The 18,765-nt window shown below is 33.3% G+C and carries 15 protein-coding genes; 11 read left to right on the top strand and 4 right to left on the bottom strand.

Annotated features, from left to right (window positions below):
• Window positions 1-11 precede the first annotated feature (11 nt).
• Together B0M43_RS23165 and B0M43_RS23160 are read right to left on the bottom strand one after the other, a co-directional pair.
• On the bottom strand, window positions 12-461 hold the full coding sequence (locus B0M43_RS23165) for a response regulator (protein ID WP_078005587.1): 450 nt from the start codon (window positions 459-461) through the stop codon (window positions 12-14).
• A 416-nt stretch (window positions 462-877) separates the two neighbouring features.
• The gene (locus B0M43_RS23160) at window positions 878-3,268 is read right to left on the bottom strand and encodes a mechanosensitive ion channel family protein (RefSeq protein WP_078005586.1); all 2,391 of its coding nucleotides are present in this window, start codon (window positions 3,266-3,268) and stop codon (window positions 878-880) included.
• Window positions 3,269-3,668: 400 nt separating this feature from the next.
• Here B0M43_RS23160 and B0M43_RS23155 point away from each other — a divergent pair, with 400 nt between their 5' ends.
• The 7 genes from B0M43_RS23155 to B0M43_RS23130 all read left to right on the top strand — a co-directional run bounded on the left by B0M43_RS23155 (window position 3,669) and on the right by B0M43_RS23130 (window position 10,044).
• A complete protein-coding gene (locus B0M43_RS23155) occupies window positions 3,669-5,270 on the top strand; it encodes a Na+/H+ antiporter (protein WP_078006132.1) in 1,602 nt (533 codons plus the stop codon).
• 309 nt (window positions 5,271-5,579) lie between these two features.
• Complete coding sequence (locus tag B0M43_RS23150) at window positions 5,580-7,385, top strand: type VI secretion system Vgr family protein (RefSeq protein ID WP_078005585.1); 1,806 nt, start codon at window positions 5,580-5,582, stop codon at window positions 7,383-7,385.
• A 5-nt stretch (window positions 7,386-7,390) separates the two neighbouring features.
• Entirely contained in the window at window positions 7,391-7,564 is a 174-nt protein-coding gene (locus tag B0M43_RS24570; RefSeq protein ID WP_168199984.1) for a hypothetical protein, read from the top strand.
• On the top strand, window positions 7,554-8,741 hold the full coding sequence (locus tag B0M43_RS23145) for an N-acetylmuramidase domain-containing protein (protein WP_078005584.1): 1,188 nt from the start codon (window positions 7,554-7,556) through the stop codon (window positions 8,739-8,741). Before B0M43_RS24570 ends, B0M43_RS23145 begins: the two co-directional genes overlap by 11 nt.
• Entirely contained in the window at window positions 8,738-9,316 is a 579-nt protein-coding gene (locus B0M43_RS23140; RefSeq protein ID WP_078005583.1) for a hypothetical protein, read from the top strand. Before B0M43_RS23145 ends, B0M43_RS23140 begins: the two co-directional genes overlap by 4 nt.
• Before the next feature lie 76 nt (window positions 9,317-9,392).
• Window positions 9,393-9,509, top strand: a complete 117-nt coding sequence (locus tag B0M43_RS23135; protein WP_078005582.1) for an N-acetylmuramidase domain-containing protein — start codon at window positions 9,393-9,395, stop codon at window positions 9,507-9,509.
• A 157-nt stretch (window positions 9,510-9,666) separates the two neighbouring features.
• Window positions 9,667-10,044: a hypothetical protein gene (locus tag B0M43_RS23130; protein ID WP_078005581.1), complete on the top strand. Its 378-nt coding sequence runs from the start codon at window positions 9,667-9,669 to the stop codon at window positions 10,042-10,044.
• A gap of 186 nt (window positions 10,045-10,230) precedes the next feature.
• Here the strand turns inward: B0M43_RS23130 and B0M43_RS23125 are convergent, their stop codons facing one another.
• Window positions 10,231-11,496: an McrC family protein gene (locus B0M43_RS23125; protein ID WP_078005580.1), complete on the bottom strand. Its 1,266-nt coding sequence runs from the start codon at window positions 11,494-11,496 to the stop codon at window positions 10,231-10,233.
• Window positions 11,489-13,543, bottom strand: coding sequence for an McrB family protein (locus tag B0M43_RS24685; protein ID WP_078005579.1), 2,055 nt, complete (start codon window positions 13,541-13,543; stop codon window positions 11,489-11,491). The genes B0M43_RS23125 and B0M43_RS24685 overlap by 8 nt, the downstream gene beginning before the upstream one ends.
• Before the next feature lie 667 nt (window positions 13,544-14,210).
• On the opposite strand from B0M43_RS24685, the gene B0M43_RS23115 reads away from it, so the two are divergent.
• The 4 genes from B0M43_RS23115 (at window position 14,211) to B0M43_RS23100 (ending at window position 18,617) form a co-directional block, all read left to right on the top strand.
• A complete protein-coding gene (locus B0M43_RS23115; RefSeq protein ID WP_065451476.1) occupies window positions 14,211-15,665 on the top strand; it encodes a glycosyltransferase family 2 protein in 1,455 nt (484 codons plus the stop codon).
• An 845-nt stretch (window positions 15,666-16,510) separates the two neighbouring features.
• Complete coding sequence (locus tag B0M43_RS23110; protein WP_078005577.1) at window positions 16,511-17,107, top strand: TetR/AcrR family transcriptional regulator; 597 nt, start codon at window positions 16,511-16,513, stop codon at window positions 17,105-17,107.
• A 6-nt stretch (window positions 17,108-17,113) separates the two neighbouring features.
• Complete coding sequence (locus B0M43_RS23105; protein WP_078005576.1) at window positions 17,114-17,341, top strand: hypothetical protein; 228 nt, start codon at window positions 17,114-17,116, stop codon at window positions 17,339-17,341.
• Window positions 17,342-17,360: 19 nt separating this feature from the next.
• Window positions 17,361-18,617 (top strand): MFS transporter, encoded by a 1,257-nt coding sequence (locus B0M43_RS23100; protein WP_078005575.1) that lies wholly within the window; start codon window positions 17,361-17,363, stop codon window positions 18,615-18,617.
• Window positions 18,618-18,765: the final 148 nt, after the last annotated feature.

The raw sequence follows: 18,765 nt of genomic DNA, 5'->3' as shown, positions 1-18,765 counted from the left end.
CTGGAAACGAATTAGGGTTGGAGTATAAATTGCTCTCTTCGAGGTTGCTTGAAATTATTTTGGGATGCCAAAATAAGGGCATTTTCGATTACTTTTTTTAATTGAGAAAATTCGCCGGGTTTACGAATGTAATACGTTGCACCTTTTGCATACATCACGTCTACAATTGAATTGTCCAGCGAAGTAGAAAAAATAATCACCGGAAGGTTTTTGAGATTTTCACTTTCTTTTATTTCTTTTAGACATTCAGAACCATTTTTTCGGGGCATATTAAGATCCAGAAAAAGCAAGTCCGGTAAATTGTCTCTGGAATGATCTGCTAAAAAATCCATAAGCTGCACGCCATCATTAACAGTTACGAGAGATACGGGAAGCGTTAATTCATCCAGTGCTTCTTTAAAAAAATCGCAATCATCTTCATCATCATCCGCCAGCAATAAATTGTAATTCTGTTTAATCATTTGAATATTATAAATTTTTTACTTTTTCAGCAATTCAATTCACATTTTACTTTTTTGCATTATCCTGTTTTGAACTGTCTTTCTCTTAATTAGAGATCATATTTAATTCAAAATCGATTTAATTCTGCTAAGATAGAACTAATTTTATTACTATTAATCAGTACTATACCGATAAATTTAACGCTTTAGATTCTAAATCAATAATTTGTGAATTTCGGGTATTGTTTTTAAAATTAATGGTTTACGGTTTTTTATAGGTTCTTTTTTAATGAATTATAAAAATAAAAAAAGAGTTTACATTGTACAACAATTGTTACTATCTGCTTATCACGGAAATTAACCTCAAAAAAAATCCGTCAAAAATTTAATTTAACGGATTTTAATATAGCATCTTGATTAATATTAGTTTGTAAATATTATGTTGAGATGGTTAAACCTTTAGCTTTAAAATTGCTAAAAAGTACCTGACGCGCACTGCTAATAGTTTCTTCGGTACGGTAAATACTGCACCAGAATTTTATTTGCAGTTTGAATTTTTCATCGGCAATTGCAGTGTAATAAATATGCGGAGGTTTTGTGTTATTTACCAAATCCATGCTTTCAAGAGAGGATAATATTAAGGCATTAATGTCTTCCGGCATAACATCTCCGCTGACTTCTGCAGCAATTTCTACCAGTTTAAAATTATCAGTATACGTCCAGTTCGTAATGTTTTGCGACAATAAATTACCATTTGGTATAATAATTTCCGCTCCGTTTGCCGAGTTGATTTTGGTGGTACGCAGTCCCATCGATTTTACTCGCCCTGATTCTGAACTAATATTGATTACGTCTCCAATTTGTATGGGTTTATCAAAAATCAAAATAATCCCCGAAACGAAATTGTTCACCACACTCTGAAGTCCAAGTCCGACACCAACACCCAAAGCTCCAAGTAAAATACTCAGTTTGTCTAAAGGCATTCCTGATGCAGCAACGGCCAAAAGGTAACCGCAAATTAAAACCACAAGTCTCGTGATCAATAATTTAGAATGTTGCTTTTTGTTGATGTTTTCTTCGTTTTCATCATCAACTTCACCAAAAAAGTACGCTACATAATTCTGCAATAAATGCGCAACCCAGATAATGATAAAAAACAATACAATGTTTCCAAGCGTAAAAGTGATACTTCCGATGGTATTGGGATGACTTAATAATGAATTTAAACCCGTACGTAAAGATTCCCAAATGTTTAAATTGGCTGCAATGACCACAATCCACATATAACTAATCACGATGATGAAAGGTTTTTTGAGTGTTTCAGACAAGCTTTCGTAATCAAAAATCTTTTCGATACCACGTTTTACACGCGTCGTATAAATTTGTAAAAGGATAATTTCTAAAATTATTTTCAAAAGTACACTTAGTGCAACAATTTGAGTAAGCGATATAAAAGCAGTTATGCTTAACATATTGGCAAGAGAAACTCTTCCAAAAAGATTATTAAGGATTGCCAGTACATTCAGACCAATAAAAATGATCGTTGCCCATTTAAAAAATCCTTTGTAGTAAAGCTGATCTTTTAGTGTTTTAATTTGAACGAATCCATAACGAACACCCAAAATATTGATGATAATAAAAGCGCAGCGTTGTATAAACCCAACGGCAATAAATAAGTCAAGGAAACACAAAACAAAAAATAAAACTAAAAGCAACAGCCAATTGCGCATCGCCACTTTTGACCAATTGTCTTTGAATAGAATCGTAATAAGTCCCAAAAGACCAAGCTGAATAAGCTCTATAAACATCGCCGGAGCATACAAATTGCTCACTACCGCAATGTTAAGGCCTACTACAGCAACAGGAACAATGATGCCGTTATTGATATATTTAAAGTTAAATTCAGATAAATGTTCTTCGTGGCCGTTATTTTTAAGGTATTTTAAATTACGAAAAATGTACCAGCCCAATAATCCCATTAATAAGACCAAAAAGATCAATGCGCCTGCTTTATAACTCAAATAGTACGAAGCGACATTTTCTTCGATAATTATTTTAGCCCTGATATTTTTTCCGACTAATTTTTTAGAAGTAGAATCGCTGATACTCCATAAAGCAGGATATTCTTTTCTGAGCATGCTTATTCCGGATTGTTCCAATTTACCTTCTACGGTAATTAGCGCATTCGAAACCGCAATTTTTCGTTCTACGGTAAGTCTTTTATTGGTATTTAAAATGCCCTGATTTTTGTTCATTAAACTGTCTGTGCTCAGGTATCTTTCTTTAAGATTGGCAAATTCTTTTTTAAATTGCTGGCGTTTAATGGTATCTTTCAAAAGTCCCATTAAAGTTTTATCCTTGCGCAAATCAATTACCCTGCCTTTGATTTTTTCAAGTGCAAGATTGCGGGAATTAATTGCCGTATTTTGTTCGTCAAGTTCCTGTTCGATTTCTTTGAGCACAATACGATACATTTGCTGGTTGCGCACGTTAGGGTTTGCCCCTTTTAAGCTTACCAGAATAAGATCGAGTTTTCCCTGCGTTCGTTTAATTTCTCCAAACAAACGATGACTGTTTCCGTCAAATTCGGTGTCATTATGAGCAGATTCCAAAACTTCTCCCGCTTTTTCGATCGCCATTAAATAATCGCTGTCGGTAGCACTTTCTTCAAAAAGTTTCGATTTGGTTTGGGGTTTAGGCGGAGTAGTATCAGCTTTAACCGGTGCAGTTTCAGTTGTAGCCGCCTTGGTTTGTGAATAGGTTAACGGCGCGTAAAAAAAGACAGCTAACAAGGTCAGTAAACCAATAAAATTTCTTTTCTGAATCATAATATAAGGCAATGAATTTAAGGGTCAAATGTAATTTTTTTTGGGTTATTTATGATGGAAAGTATGATAAAATTTGGTTAAAAGAGGTTTTGCGGGGTTGAGTTTAATGTGTTGTGTTCAATTTTTTTTGCCACAGATTAAAAGGATTTATTGTGCGGCAACTTTGTCAAAGTTTAAAACTTTGACAAAGTTTCAAAAGTTAAAGAGACATAGTTTTACATATAGACCAATACACAAACCAGAAAATAAAATCTGCTCAATCTGCCAAATCTGCGTGCAAAAACTAACCACACTCAAAAGAAAAAATCATTTTAATCCTTTTAATCTGTGGCTAAAAAAAGAAAAATTAAAAATATTATATTCGTACTCTAAATACCAGAATTACCAAAACAATCAGAAAATGGAAAATATTACCGTAATTATCATGTTACTATTTGGTGTTGCTTTTTTGAGCCTCATCAGTAAAAAATACAATTTCCCCATTCCGATTGTGCTGGTACTTTGCGGCGTAATCATTAGTGTAATTCCGGGGCTTCCGGTAATTGCCTTAAGTCCCGAAGTGGTGTTTATTGTCTTCTTGCCGCCACTTTTGTATCACGCGGCGTGGTACACCAGTTGGTCTGATTTTAAACAAACCATAAGACCAATTACTTTGGCGGCTGTAGGTTTAGTGCTTTTTACCACTGTGGCCGTAGCCATTGCAGCCCATATGCTGATAGATGATATCTCTTGGCCGTTAGCTTTTTTATTGGGTGCGATTGTTTCTCCTCCTGATGCGGTTTCGGCAACTTCGATTACAAAAGGTTTGGGTTTGCACCCAAGATTAATTGCAATTCTCGAAGGCGAAAGTCTGGTGAATGATGCGAGTGGACTTGTCGCTTACAAATATGCTTTGACCGCTATTACTGCCGGAAATTTTGTACTCTGGCAAGCCGGACTGAATTTTGTGATCATGTCGGTTTTAGGAATCGGTATAGGTTTAGGCGTAGGCTACATCATGAGTTTTATTCATAAAAAGTTTGTTTGCGATGAGGTGATCGAAGCGACTTTAACTTTATTAACACCTTTTGCTTCTTATCTGATTGCGGAACATTTTGAAGCTTCGGGAGTTTTGGCTGTAGTGGCAACCGGACTTTTTCTTTCGGCGAGATCAGGAACGATTTTCACGCACGAAAGCCGAATCATGACGGGAACAATCTGGAGTGTTCTAACCAATATTCTAAACGGATTGATCTTTATTTTAATAGGATTGCAGTTGCGACAAATTATAGAAGGAATCGGGGATTACTCCGGTTGGTCTTTGTTTATTTGGGGTGCTTCGGTAAGTTTGGTCGTGATTTTGGTGCGTTTTTTATGGGTAATTCCGGCGACATTGCTGCCAAGATATATCAGTAAAAAAATCCGTTTGCAGGAAGAATTTGATTTCCGGAACATGATTGTTTTCGGCTGGTCGGGAATGCGTGGTGTGGTGTCGATGGCTGCGGCTTTGGCGCTTCCGCTAATGATGAACGAAACGGAAGCATTCCCATTACGAAACCTCATCATTTACCTGGTGTTTTGTGTGATCCTTTCGACTTTGGTCATTCAGGGACTAACATTACCCTGGCTGATTAAAAAACTAAAAATCGAAAAGTACTCCATCATTGCTGAAGAATATGAGATAAGAAACATTATCGTTTCGCAAACCATTACCCATATCGAAGATAATTTCTCCTTACTCAACGATGATTTGCTCCATAACATAAAAAGCAAATATGAGGTAAAATTCAACCGCCTGCAAAAAACCGAACTTCCAGCCAATTTCTTCGGAAAAGGAAATATAATGGGTGGCGAGATTTTCAACGACTTCACCAAACTTCAAATCGATCTTTTGAATGTGGAACGCGGAAAGCTAGAATCGATGCATAAATCGGGTTCTGTAAATGAAGAGATTTTTAGGAAGATTGAGAAGGAACTTGATTTGGAGGAGACTAGGTTGTGGATGGAGATGTATGAGGAGTAGGGGGGTTGGAATTTAATAAAAACCGAATTATTCCTTTTTTTGAAGAAAAAAGCAGACTTTATGGAATACATTTTTAATTATAAATCTTTTTAAATATTAAGAAAGCTCAACTTTATAGTTGGGCTTTTTTTATTTCGTACCAAAACGAGTTGATATAAAATTGCCTTATTCTAATAGTATAATAACTTTTTGTAGTAAATCTAAAATTCTTCCAGTTATATATTTAATTAATCGATTTCGTCGTTAAAAAACACGTAATAAATTGATGGTTTAAATAATTATTTAATTTACTAATTAGCATAATCTATTATGGCACACTTTTCAGACCAGGTACATATTACAATTTCAGGATTTACTCAAAACATCGTTTATTATGATTTAAAGTTATCACAAAAGATGGCAGATCATCATCATTTTTCATTTGTTTGGCAATATACAGGAAAAGCAATCATTGATCCTGCAGATCAGGCCAAAGCAATAAGAAAGTATCTTGGCGACGAAGTTATTTTTACTTTTAAAAGTTTAACCGGAATCAAATTAATGAGTAAAGGAATTATTAATAATCTTACTTCCGTTGACCTTCACGGTAGTCCGGCAGGTTTGCACGTTACAGGAATAAGTCACACCATTGTTCTGGATGATATGAAAAAATCGAGAACCTATCTCGAACGAGGTTTGGATGATATTGCACTGAGTATATTTGCAGAAGGACCTGGAGAATTTTACCAACGAGCTGCTATAAGATCAACTTATCTTAAAGAATTTAAGTATATGGCGCAGTATAATGAAACCAGTTTTAACTTTCTTAAAAGACTTTCAGCCCGTTATGGACAATGGTTTTATTTTGACGGAATGCGTATGCAGCTCGGACAAACTTCACACACAAAAATTAAACTGATCAACGGCGCTTCGCTGCATCGTTTTAAGATAGAAGCCAATATGTCGGCGCATAAAATTTCTTTGGCGGGCTATAATTACAATAATGCCGAAAGTATCCGAAATTCTGCAGGTAGAACATCAGCAGGAAGTAAAGATAGTTTTGCCTCCGTAATAGGATTTAATCAGGGGACTATAGCCCAGCCAGAATTAAGAATTGGTGCTTATACCAATAATGCCCAAAGTAAGGAAGAAATTGATGAAATGGTCAAATTGCAAACTGCCGGCAGTGATGCCAATAGTGTGTATTATAGCGGAATCTCTTATTTGCCATTAGGACTTGGGCAAGTGTTTACTATTGTAAACCAAACCGTAGAACACGAGTTAATTGTTATTGAAGCAACACACCATTCTGAAGTTCACGGAAATTACACCTGCGAGTTCAAGGCAATTCCGGCAGATGTAGCTGCGCCACATTATACCAATGTTCATGCTTTTGCCAAAGCCGAAACCCAGCCTGCCAGAATAATAGACAACAATGATCCCGAAGGTTTAGGTCGTGTAAAAGTAGAATTTTATTGGGCAAGCGGAAGCACCTCAAGCGACTGGATGCGTGTTATACAAGCCTATTCAGGTGAAGGTAGGGGCATCTATTGGAGACCGGAAATACGCGATGAAGTAATGGTTAATTTTGAAGGAGGAAATATTCAATGTCCTTATGTTTCAGGATCGCAGTATAACGGTAAAGCAAAACCGGAATTCTTTGATCGTGAAAATATGATAAAAGCTATAAGAATGCGCTTTGGTCAATTGCTTAAATTCATTGAGAAAATTGGTATTATACTTTCTGATCCTAGTGGAAATGAAATTCATTTGGATGAAGAGAATAAGAATATCAATGTGACTTCTCCGGAAACTGTTACCATACGAGCTAAAAATATCATTCTTGATGCTTCAGAGAGTATTACGTTGAAAGCAGGAACAAATATTATTCAAGAGGCAGATAATGATATAACACAAACTGCAGGAAATAATATTACAATAACTGCCAATGGAAATTTATTTGAAAAATCAGATAACAGAACCGAAATTGCAGATGAAAACTATATCAGAACCGTGGGCGGAACTGCAGGGGAAATTGCAGGGAAGATGAACATCAGTACAACAGAAGATGATATAGATATACACAGCGCGAAAAATCTAAATGGACATTCGGGTGAAAATTCAAGTTTTAACTAAAGAGTATGGCAATTATAAAACAAGCAAAAAACATTATGGTAAAAGTGCAATCTGAAAGTGTCATATTTGCCCACCAAAGCATGACAAAAACTGCTAAAAAGATGATGATACGAACTACAGAAGATGATATAATAATGATTGCAGCTAAAAAACTAAAAGCAAAAAATAATGGGGATTAATTTTTATGATTATGTAAGTAAGTACGATTTTGTACCTTTTGCACAGCTATTGAGTAGTGATGATTTTAAAGTTGGAACAGCAAGTAAAGCAAAAATTATTTCGGCATATCTAAAAGAGGCCTATCAGGCAATATCTGATGTGAAAATTGAATTTAAGCCTGAAACAATCAAAAAAGGAAAAACTGTATTAAAGTTTAAACTTCAAAAAGCACATCAGTATGCAAGTGATCCTGACGGCTATTTAAGGTATAAGCTCACAACTATTGCAGGACAAGAATTTGTTTCGAATCATAAAAAAGAAGTAGAACATGATTTGGGAATAAAAAAATACGGAGATATTATTGAGATTGTATTTAGCAAAAACCTGATGGAAAAGGTTCAGTTTATTGATTTTTATTTTAAAGATAATACTGATGCTTGGCTTGAACTTAAGGGAGATGTACCAGACAGTTGGGAACATTGTGGAAGAGTTACAATTGGCGTAGCTTCTGTTTGCTACTGTTTAGAGATGGGATTAGTAAACAAATCATGTTCTGGTAAAGGTGAAAAGATTTCTGATGCGGATTATAAAAAACTAGCAAATGAATTAGATACAGAATCTGCTGCGATTTATGCAGTTGCTAAAAGAGAATCATCCGGAAAAAACTTCACTATGCATAATGACAAGCAAGTTGCTAAAATTTTATATGAACGTCATTATATGTATAGATTACTTTCATCAAAATATGGAGAATTATTTGCTAAGCAAAAAATGGAAATGAAACCATATTTAGTTAATAGTGCATCAGGAAGATATGTATATAGTTCTGAAGGAATAAAACAAGCAAATGAAGAAATTGCTTCTTTGGAAAAGTTTGATAAAGCAAAAGAAATAGACGAGGATATCGCCATACAATCTTGTTCTTGGGGGGCATTTCAGGTAATGGGAGAATATTATTATCATAGCTATAAAACTCCGAAAGATTTTGAAAATGCTATGAATATGTGCGAAAAACAGCAACTTTCTTATTTCAAAACATACTTGCTAAAAGTAAAAACTAAGGCACATAAGGCCCTTCAAGATAAAAATTGGGAAAATTTCACCTATTGGTATAATGGTTCTAACTGGAAAGTAAATAACAGTTCATATCCCACAGATATGGCTAAATATTACGAAGAATACAAGTCGAAAAAATGAAACAAAAGAGAAAACTAAAGATAATACTATTGCTGCTAGCAATGTTCCATTTATATTGTTGCACTAGGAAATCTAATGCGCAAGACGATATCGTCTTGCCAATAGATCATAAAATAAAAATAAATAAGAGTCATTTACAAGATAGCAGTGTATATTATAAAAATCCTGATCTAATCAATTTTATAACATCAGATTATGATAAAAATGGAATTAAAGATTCTGTCTTTCTATCTGCGAAAGATTCTATTGTAGGGTTCTCAATTATTCTAAATGGAAAAAATAAAATTAAAACGACGAGACTCTTGCTTCGAATGGCAGATTATCAAACTGAAAGAAAATATAACTTCTTCTTGTTTGGGAATGATTCTGATACCATATCATTAATTCAAGAATATGGGGCCGCCAGAGATGCAATGTCATATATTATCTATTTTGATGTACTTAAAAAAGTATTTATTGCCAAGTACGTAATTTATAAATATAGAAATAATAAGACGGGAGAAATAATAGAGGACACTATTTTTCAAGACAAATTAATAGAGAGAGTTGACATGATTAAATATTTTAATAATTAGAGTAATTCAGCCTAAACAAGCTTGATTTTTTTTAAAAGAAATTACTTGTGATTAGGTAAAGGTATTAATCAGTGCCATGAAGAACAAAGATTGGGAAAGCATTGCATATCATTATAATGGTGCTAAATGGAGAACAACAAATCCAGATTATCCGACTAAATTCAAAAAATATTACGATGAGAGAAAAAAATAAAATTATATTATTCTGCTTTATTTGCTTGCTCTGTTCATGTCAAAATACGAGTAAAATACTAAATACTCAAAATATCAAATATGAGAAAATAAATGAGGAGGTCAAATTAATTGAAGACTTCAATTTTGATAAACATCTTGATACATTAAAAATAATAATGAGAGATAGTGTAAATTCAGATTTAATGATATGTTTTTTTTCTGGACATGATTCAGTAATTAGTAAAAAAGCAATTTTTCCAAAAGGAGAATTATACAGTGATATGAGTTCGAGCCATATTGATTTATCATATAAAAACGGAACTATTGTTCTGGTTCAGGAATATGGATCTTCAAATCCTGAAGGATGGTATACAAGCTATATCAATTACAATATAGTTTCTAAAAAATTTATAGTAGATAGTATTACAGATACCTGGAAAAATTTTAATGCTAAATCAGATATTGATTTTATTAAATCAAAAACTAAATTAATGAAAATGAATTTAGTAGATTTTAACGCACCTTCAGAATTTTATAGTTTAAATAAATTATAGGAGTTTAAAAAAATATAAGTAAAAATGGATTAAACAATTTACTCAAACATACGAAGTTAGAATCGATGCATAAATCGGGTTCTGTCAATGAGGAGATTTTCAGGAAGATTGAGAAGGAACTGGATTTGGAGAAGACCAGGTTGTGGATGGAGATGTATGAAGTAGTGGGATTTAATTTATAAAAAATTATTTATGATCTAAAAACCAATTTATAACCTCGTTACCAATTTGGTCATTTAAATCATTTGTTCCTGGTTTGAAAATAGAGAGTTTTCCTAGACCACATTTGTGTTGATTAATTTTTTCTCGATTGTCTAAAAGATATTCATGCACATGGTGATCCTGAAATTTAACAAAACCATCAAAATCACTTTTGCTAGATGGATACAGTAACATTGCCTTTGTAGATTTCCAATAATCGTTATATACATACATTTGTCTTAAATCATGTGTTGAAGGTTGGGTGTAAGAAATGTTTTTCCATTTTGTGTCGATAATAAATTTATGTGATCCACTTTCTATTACAATATCCGGTCGGATTGAAATACCATTCCAAAAAGAGGTGGAATTCTGTCCATAGACATTTACTGCTCTGTCTGATTGTTTTAGTCTTGCTAAGATATATTCTTCCCATAGAGAATTCATATCGAATAATAATGCCAACATGTTTTCTGAACCACTAGAAATGTTTGGAGCAAAATTTAGAATGATAAATTTTGAAATTGCCAAAGCAGTTTCATAAGGAGCAGTTTTTCTAGTTTTAGAAATTTTAGAAAATGTATCTTCAGTAACTGAAATACTTTTTACATCTGGAAAGTCCAATTGAACAATTTTGCATCTTGAATACAAATAATTACTAGTACATTTTTCTACAATATCTAAAGCTTTGGAAATTATTTGATGGATAAGATGATCTTTTTCATAAACTTGGTGAGTGGTGTAGAATCTTTCTTTATGTACCAGATTTTTACTGATATGTCTAGCAAATTCTAATTTCCCTTTTAAAGCTTTTACATTATTTGTTTCTTTATAATATTGCTTTATTAATCCCTGACGAATTAAAGTTTGAACTTCATTTAAAAACCACTCAAAATAAATGTCTAAGAGATGTATATTTTGTCGGTTTACATCTGCATTGCCTAATTTCTGAATTTTTATTTTTTTAGTGACACGAAGCATGTCAATTAATACTTTTTGCCATACATTGATACTTTTACCATCATTATCGATTTTAGGCAAGATCTCAATTGTTAAACCATTTACTTGAATGACACCAACAAATTGTTTGAATTTTATACCATTATAGCGAATTTCAAAATATTTACCATTATGTAATGTATTTAACTTTGAAAGAGCTTGGTAATCTGCTCTTTTAAAACGATTACCATTATAAACATCATCAATTACTAATTGATGATGTTCAAAGACTTGTATGATTCGATTGTTATTCAAGGTTTAATAAATTGTTTATAGCTGTTGAAATATCTATATCTTCTATTAATTCAAATTTTGGTTCTATTGCTGGTAAATCTAATGATCTTGAGAATTTTGCAAATATATTATTTTGTTTTGCGAATTCTAGACAAGTAACAAATCCCTCACCTAATATCAATGCAATTTTTTGATAATCATTATAAAAATACTCTTGTAAAAGTGGAATTATCTTATTTTTAAAAACATCCAATAATTCTTCTTCTGTTTTTACATTAATAAAATAAGCATGACCAATTAAGTAATCTCTATTTAATAAAACTTCAATTCTGGTATTTATTGTTTCCAGAATAAGTTGAAGATTGATTCCTGTATATTCGAAATTATTAAAATAAGACAAATCATCTCGTTCGTTATTAATTTTCATAGTCTCCCAAATTGCTACTTTCTTAGCTTTTAAATCATCTGAAACTTGAATAAAATCAAATAGTTTATTCTCCTCATACACAAATTCGGGGTCTTCCCAACCAACCATTTTGTATTTCCATAAGAGCTGGCAATATAATGCAGATGGACTTAGCAATTCAGTCTCCGGCATCATTTCTATAAATGAAAAACGCCTTCTTAATGCAGAATCTAGAGATTCTACACTTCTGTCTGCTGTATTCATTGTTCCGATGATATGAAGATTTGGAGGTACACCAAATTTTTCTTTACTATATGGTAATATAACTTCTAAAGCTTCAGAATTGTCAAGACGTTTGTCTTCTTCAATTAAGGTAATTAATTCCCCAAATATTTGTGATACATTTCCACGATTGATCTCATCAATTATTAGAACAAAATTTTTCTTAGAATTGTCAACGTTTTCAATTTTTATATCATAATTAGCTTTTAAATATTCACCAATTGCAACGGTATATGATTTCCAATCTCTTATTTTTCCTTCAAAAATATAGTCCCTAATCATTTCTTTAGTTACGCTCATTTCACTTGCCTTTTCAGTCTGAGGAATAACAATAAGGGATTGATTGGTACTTATTCTGATGTTAAACTTTCTTTTTTGAACAGGTGTTTCAAATATTATTGAAGAAACACTCTCTTGTATATCTTCAATAAATTTAGAATATGAATCTTCAAAATTTGTAGATGATCTTAAGATAGTTGCTTCTTTACAAATCAATTTAAAAATTCCATTTTGAACATCATATTTGACAAAAGTATCACTTGGGTCTGGTTTTAAAGGTTTTATGCCTTCGATAAAATCTTCATAACTCATACTTTGGTGGAATGTTGTAAACATAATTTGGTTTTCCATAACCAATCTTTCAAATTCCTTTTTTATAATTTTCCTATCTTGGTTAAAATCGAACTGTGGGTTAATAAGAAAAATGGCTTCATTAATTGTATGAAAAGTTTTTCCTGTTCCTGGAGGACCATAAAAAATTTGATTTAACATTTTACATGCATTTTCAAGTTCATATTGTTTGGCATCATTCTTTTTAATTTGTGAATGTAATTTTACTTTTATAGCATTTATACGATTTAAATCTTTTTGAAAATCATTTTCAGTAATCACATACCTATTTTTTATATCAAGTTCATCCAATAATTTTAAGGCATAAGTTCTAAAATCAGTTATATAACTGTTAAGGTTATTCCATATATCATTTTGATCTTCATATGTTTTAATCCCATGATTTTTTTCATGTAATTTAAGATCAATGTGATTTGCCAATTGTGTATGAAATTCTTTTTCCTTAGGATCATCAATTCCGGATTTAAAAGAAATCTCTAGGTAATTAACCAAACTTCCATCTCCTTCGATTCCGATTACAAATCCAATTGTTTTTATTTTTCGAGCATTATCTCCTTTTCTAAACAATGGAACATATATATAATGTGAACCTTGAAACCATTGTCCAATGTGCAATCTTTTTTCTTTTGATTGTACACTATCTCTTTTTCTTAGTGAAAATGTAAAATTTGGATTTTTCTCTTTAAATTTCAAAAGATAGTTTAGAATGTCATCACTTAATTTTATGATTTTTTCTTTCTTTTTATTCACGATTTGCTATGATTTTGGTTTTGGTAAAATTTACATTCTTACCTAAATATTTTAATTGTAAAATGACATCTGTTTTCAAAACAAATATCATTAATAAATAATTTTCTAATTTACGGAAAACCGTAAATCCGTAAAAATTAATTTTCAACAAGGATACCAATAATTAAAAACAAAGCAATGCGTATTTATACCTGAGTTTCAAATTAATAAAAAAATGTTCTCATAACCCCAAAACCCCTAGCCCAGACAGAAGCGGCATCCTTTTTCTTGCTCCTTTAGCAAGGAAAAGATATAGCGAATGGCTGGAAATAGCTCCTAAAAATTAAATTCCAAAAATCCTTCAACTTCTCTCGTTATAACAATAATAAATCTCAGAAAGCGTTATAATAAAACTTCAAGCCCTTTTGGGCACACCAAAAGCTCAACCCCAAAAACCTCCCAAATCCCCAACAAAAACTGTATACTGTATCCCAAAACCGTATAATAATTACACACGTCAAAATAATCCCAAACCCCTAAACGACTCAAAACCAGTAAAAACACATAATGGCACAACGCTTGCAAAATGGGATAACGTAGATATTCCTTTCGATAAATGAAAATAACGAATCGGGAGGAAAGCAAATAAACTAAAAGCCCATAGCAAGCAATCAAAAAGTAGTGTCATATGAAAAGTGAAACCTTAACAACAGAACAATTTTATACGTCGAAATCAGATCTTAATAACGAACAAGCCTTAAACAGTTCCATTTTTCGTATTAGTAATGATCATGCAACAACAAAAAAAGTAAACGAGCGAACCAAAAGTAAGTTTGGATTATTTGTGCTGGTAAGTACTTTTATCTTAATGTTTGTTGGAGCTTATTCTGTCTATCATATGCAAGATGACTTCGATCAGTTTCAGATTGAACGTCTGAACTCAAATTGGGGATTACCATTTTTGATCATTGCGGGATTGTTGTTTTTCTTTCAGACAGGAGTTTTCCTGTACAATTTATACCTGTTTTTTAAATACAAGCCAATCGAATCCGTTTCGGATGAAATGTTGCCAACCGTTACCGTAATCGTTCCTGCGTATAACGAAGGAAAACTGGTTTGGGATACTTTATTGAGTTTGGCCGACAGTGATTTCCCTGCACATAAACTTGAAATATTAGCCGTTGATGACGGAAGTAAAGATGATACCTGGTACTGGATGCAACAAGCCAAAATAAAATTAGGAGATCGTTTAACGATTTTTCAACAACCGGCAAACGCAGGAAAACGTCACGCCCTATACCGCGGATTTGAATTAGGAAAAGGTGAAATTTTTGTAACGGTAGACAGTGATTCAATCGTAAAAAAAGATACCCTACGTAATTTAGTTAGCCCGTTTGTGGTAGACGAAAAATGTGGAGCAGTGGCAGGAAACGTTCATGTTTTAAACAGCAAAAAAGCAATCTTACCAAAAATGCTGAATGTAAGTTTCGTAATGAGTTTCGAATTCATGCGTTCTGCCGAAAGCAAATTAGGTTCGGTTCTTTGTACTCCCGGAGCAGCAGCAGCTTACAGAAAAACAGCCGTTTTCGCTTGTCTTGACGAATGGATCAACCAGACTTTTATGGGACAGCCATCTGACATTGGTGAAGATCGCGCCATGACAAATATGATTTTAAAACAAGGTCAACACGTATTGTTTCAGAGAAATGCGTATGTACTAACAAACGTTCCTGAAGAATACACCGGATTGTATAAAATGTTTATCAGATGGAGTAGAAGTAATGTGCGTGAAAACATTGCAATGGCAAAATATGTTTTCACCGATTTTAGAGAAGGATCTAAATTTGGTTCAAGACTTTTATGGCTCAACCAGGCATTAAGAATCGTTATGGCATATCCGTTCATGCTTTTCATGTTCTTTTTTATCGCCATTCACCCACTATTGTTTTTAAGTTCAACATTTTTAGGAATCTTAATCGTATCAAGCTTTCCGGTTTTGTTTTACGCAAAAAGATACAATTTTTCAGATTCGCTTTGGGCGTATTCATACAGTGTTTTTTACACCTTTAGCTTATTCTGGATTACACCATACGCCATTGTTACAGCCAATAAAAGAGGTTGGTTGACACGTGGTTTAGCATAAAAAGTAAATATTAGAATTAGATTAGAAATTGAAATTAGATTTGTTTTTGAAACTCCTGTTCATCTGAGCAGGAGTTTTTTTATGGAATAAAGTGAGATGTTTTTTTAGCCACTGATTAAAGGATTAAAATGATTTTTTACTAACAGGAGATTTTAAATTACGTGTGGTTCTAATTTGGTCAAAGTTGTATATCTTGAAAAACACATTTAATTTATATTTTTTTCAGGAGCTAATCCCGCTATCCGTTCCAATCTTTTCCTGGCTAAAGAAGCCAGAAAAAGGATTTCCACTTCTATCGGGGCTAGGGCACTCATTTTCATAAGAATATTTTGGTTTAGTTTGTCATTTCACAGAAGAAATCACATGTGTTCAAAGTTGATTTGCGCATTTTTGTCATTTCAACCGAAGGGAGAAATCACACACGAACTCAACAAAGATTGTTGATTTTCATTGTCGAGTTTCGTATGATCCTTGCTGCGTCAGGATGACAAGATTGTGGTGAACATTCATTGTCGAGCTACTTGCGGAGATTTTTCGTTCCTCGAAATAATAAACTTTGGCGCTATTTCTTGAAATCTTAACTTATCGTATTTCAACATAGCCCGTGGTTTCAACCACGGGAAACGTATCGAAATAACGTATTGAAATAACGTATCGAAATAATGAAACACGATAAATATATTTTGTATCCCAACGGTTGAAACCATTAAATATCTTTTTCATATCAAGATTTTTTAAATCTGAATTTAAAATCACGTTATTTTTCTTCATTAAAATAATTTCAAAAAAATAATTAATAAAAGAATGTTCATTCATTTATTATTTTATCTTTGCCAAAAAAAAGCATGAGAATTCGGGATATTGACAAAGAGAAGCTGGTCATTACAACTGCAATTGATCAAATCGTACGCGACGGATTTCAGGGATTCAGCATGAATAAGCTGGCAAAAGCCTGTTCCATTTCTGTTGGAACCTTATACATTTATTATAAAGACAAAGATGATTTAATACAAAAAATAGGTGCTGTTACGGCACTTAAATTTTTTACCAGTACGGTAAAAAACTTTTCGCCTCAAATGTCGTTTGAAGAAGGATTATGGAAGCAATGGGAAAACCGCGCGGCATTTACCATGAAATACCCCAAGGAAGTTGCTTTTTTTGAAATCGTCAAACATTCGCCTCACTCAGAAATTATTCTGGATTCTATTAAAGAGTTTGCAGATTTTAGAATGATTATGAAAGAGTTCATAGATAACGGACTACGTAATAAAGAACTGGTTCCTATGACATTTGAAGCCTTTTGGTCTGTCGCCTACGGACCATTATACACGCTGTTGAACTTGCATACTGAGGGTAAGAGTATGGGAGGAAAGCCATTTAAGCTTACCAATGAAATTATGAAAGAAGCTTTTAGCCGAACCATAAAAGCTTTAAAACCATGAAAAATTATGGAAACTGATTTAAATACCATACACGTTTTTAAAACAAATATTGCCACTGTAGATCCGGCTTGCCAGCTGCGTAAAACGCTCGACGAGCATGAGGACATACAGCAATGGAGTATCGATCACGAAGATGTCGATTGTGTACTTCGCGTTGTTTCTTCGGTACTAAAACCCGAAACAATCATTGGTATGATCAACGAATTTGGTCATGAATGCCAGGAATTAAACTAATAAAAAATAACCACTTTATATGGAAAAAACATTAGGGGACAGCCCCACTTTTACTTTTAACCAAAAAATCATTATCGCCATTCTGGCCCTGTTGCAGTTTACTGTAATTCTTGATTTTATGGTCATTTCTCCGCTGGGAGATATCTTAATGAAAACACTCGACATGACCACTTCAAACTTTGGTTTTGCCGTTTCGGCTTACGCGTTTAGTGCCGGAATTTCGGGATTATTAGCAGCAGGTTTTGCAGACAAATTCGACCGAAAAAAATTATTGATTTTCTTTTATACAGGATTCATTATTGGTACCGTTTTCTGCGCACTTTCATCGAGTTATATGATGTTGCTTATGGCAAGAATCGTTACCGGACTTTTTGGTGGTGTAATTGGTTCAGTATCTTTAGCCATAGTAACCGATTTATTTGTCATTCACCAAAGAGGCCGTGTGATGGGATTTATACAAATGGCTTTTGCTACCAGTCAGATTTTAGGAATTCCGGTTGGTTTGTATTTTGCCAACAATTGGGGATGGCATTCGGCCTTTATCATGATTGCCGTTTTAGGCGTCCTGATTCTGATTGCCATTATCACCCAGATGCAGCCCATTATCAAACATCTTGAAGTACAATCAGATAAGAGTCCGTTTTTGCACCTTTGGCATACGCTAAGCAACAAACAATATCAGATAGGTTTTGCTTCTATTGCCTTTCTTTCGGTTGGAGGTTTTATGTTACAGCCTTTCGGAAGTGCTTTTTTGGTCAATAATATTAAAATTAGCCATTTAGAATTGCCAATGGTATTTTTCTTTACCGGACTTTCAGTTCTTTTTATCATGCCTTTGGTCGGAAAGTTAAGTGATAAAATAAGCAAGTTCAAATTGTTTGCGGCAGGTTCTATACTTTCGATCATTATGATTTTAATTTATACCAACCTAAATCCTATTCCGCTATGGGAAATCGTAGTGATCAATATGATTTTGTTTATGGGAATCATGAGCCGAATGATTCCTGCTACAACACTAAATACCGCTATTCCGGGATTGGAAGATCGTGGTGCCTATATGTCGATATCATCTTCCTTACAGCAAATTGCAGGCGGAATTGCAGCAGTTTGTGCGGGATATATTGTCCATCAGAAAACAAAAACAGCTCCGCTTGAAAATTATGATATTTTAGGATACGTAATTGCGATTATTACACTTTGTTCCATATTCTTTATTTGGAGAGTGAATCAGTTAGTAAAATCGAAAGATGCTGCTGCGAAAGAAGTAAAGATCTAAACGGGTTTTCGTTTGAGAATAAGAAAGCTTGTCTGTTGAAGACAAGCTTTTTTTTTGGATTAATTTGTTTTGAATGGCCCGCGGATTGTACGGATTAAACGGATTTACGCTGAATTTATTCGCAATCTTGTCATTTGACGGAGGAGAA

The organism is Flavobacterium sp. KBS0721 (assembly GCF_002007065.3).
GTDB lineage: Bacteria > Bacteroidota > Bacteroidia > Flavobacteriales > Flavobacteriaceae > Flavobacterium > Flavobacterium piscis.
The sequence above is the reverse complement of the archived record's forward strand: the minus strand, read 5'-3'. Positions and strand labels throughout refer to the sequence as shown.

What these genes read in the sequence shown, in the direction of transcription:
- B0M43_RS24570 (WP_168199984.1), top strand. Translation starts at nt 7,391, where the DNA reads ATGGCAATTATAAAACAAGCAAAAAACATTATGGTAAAAGTGCAATCT.
- B0M43_RS23110 (WP_078005577.1), top strand. Translation starts at nt 16,511, where the DNA reads ATGAGAATTCGGGATATTGACAAAGAGAAGCTGGTCATTACAACTGCA.
- B0M43_RS23165 (WP_078005587.1), bottom strand. Translation starts at nt 461, where the DNA reads ATGATTAAACAGAATTACAATTTATTGCTGGCGGATGATGATGAAGAT.
- B0M43_RS23135 (WP_078005582.1), top strand. Translation starts at nt 9,393, where the DNA reads ATGAAGAACAAAGATTGGGAAAGCATTGCATATCATTATAATGGTGCT.
- B0M43_RS23100 (WP_078005575.1), top strand. Translation starts at nt 17,361, where the DNA reads ATGGAAAAAACATTAGGGGACAGCCCCACTTTTACTTTTAACCAAAAA.
- B0M43_RS23140 (WP_078005583.1), top strand. Translation starts at nt 8,738, where the DNA reads ATGAAACAAAAGAGAAAACTAAAGATAATACTATTGCTGCTAGCAATG.
- B0M43_RS23115 (WP_065451476.1), top strand. Translation starts at nt 14,211, where the DNA reads ATGAAAAGTGAAACCTTAACAACAGAACAATTTTATACGTCGAAATCA.
- B0M43_RS23105 (WP_078005576.1), top strand. Translation starts at nt 17,114, where the DNA reads ATGGAAACTGATTTAAATACCATACACGTTTTTAAAACAAATATTGCC.
- B0M43_RS23130 (WP_078005581.1), top strand. Translation starts at nt 9,667, where the DNA reads ATGAGAGATAGTGTAAATTCAGATTTAATGATATGTTTTTTTTCTGGA.
- B0M43_RS23150 (WP_078005585.1), top strand. Translation starts at nt 5,580, where the DNA reads ATGGCACACTTTTCAGACCAGGTACATATTACAATTTCAGGATTTACT.
- B0M43_RS23155 (WP_078006132.1), top strand. Translation starts at nt 3,669, where the DNA reads ATGGAAAATATTACCGTAATTATCATGTTACTATTTGGTGTTGCTTTT.
- B0M43_RS23160 (WP_078005586.1), bottom strand. Translation starts at nt 3,268, where the DNA reads ATGATTCAGAAAAGAAATTTTATTGGTTTACTGACCTTGTTAGCTGTC.
- B0M43_RS23145 (WP_078005584.1), top strand. Translation starts at nt 7,554, where the DNA reads ATGGGGATTAATTTTTATGATTATGTAAGTAAGTACGATTTTGTACCT.